Origin of the sequence: Streptomyces sp. LMG1-1-1.1, from assembly GCF_040815545.1 — a bacterium.
Taxonomy (GTDB): Bacteria; Actinomycetota; Actinomycetes; order Streptomycetales; family Streptomycetaceae; genus Streptomyces.
On sequence record NZ_JBFPNH010000093.1, the window covers coordinates 1 to 893 of the forward strand.

Here is an 893-nt window from a genome sequence, read left to right on the forward strand (position 1 = left end):
CAGTGGAAGTTCATCGAGCCGTATCTGCCGATCGGTAGGTACGGTCCGTATCCGGAGCGGTTGCGGGAGCAGTTCGAGGGTGTGATCTGGCGGTTTAGGTCCAGTGGTCAGTGGCGGGAGATGCCTGCGGAGTTCGGCCCCTGGGCCACTGTCTACGGGCGCTTCCGTGTCTGGCGGGACGCCGGTGTGTTCACCGCCCTGCTGGAAGGCCTGATCGCCGAGGGTGCCCGTGTGGGCAGGACGGACTTGTCGCTGGTCAGCGTGGACTCGACGACGGTCCGCGCCCACCACGATGCCGCAGGGCTGCGGGTCAGCAAGCACCTCATGGACGCTCTTGAAGAAGCCGTGCAGGAGCAGGAGACAGCCCGGCAAAAGGGGGCGGCCCGGAGGAACAGAACGGACAGGCCGAGCGTCGACGCATCCGGCGCCGACGTAAACTCCGCCTGAAGGAAGCCCTGCTCGGCAGGTCCCGGGGCGGACTCACCAGCAAGATTCACCTTGCCGCGGACCGCAGGTGTCGTCCGCTTGCGCTGGTTTTGACTGCCGGGCAGGCCGGGGACAGCCCGCAGTTCATTCCCGTGCTCGAGAAGGTGCGGGTCCGTCTACCTGTCGGCCGTCCCCGCACCAGGCCCGGCGCGGTCGCCGCGGATAAGGCCTACTCGTCTCGGGGCAACCGCTCCTACCTGCGCAAACGCGGAATCAAAGCCGTCATCCCGGAAAAGCGGGACCAGGCCGCCAACCGCAAGAAGAAGGGAGCGCGAGGCGGCCGACCCTTCAGCCATGACACCGATCTCTACAAGGAACGGAACACCGTCGAGCGCGCGATCAACAAGCTGAAGGCCTGGCGAGGCATCGCCACACGCTACGACAAGTCGCCCGACAGCTACCTCGCC

At 66.5% G+C, this 893-nt stretch carries 1 pseudogene; it reads left to right on the plus strand.

Annotated features, from left to right (window positions below):
* Positions 1-893 (plus strand): annotated as a pseudogene (locus MRBLMG1_RS36170) (IS5 family transposase); the annotation flags it as partial.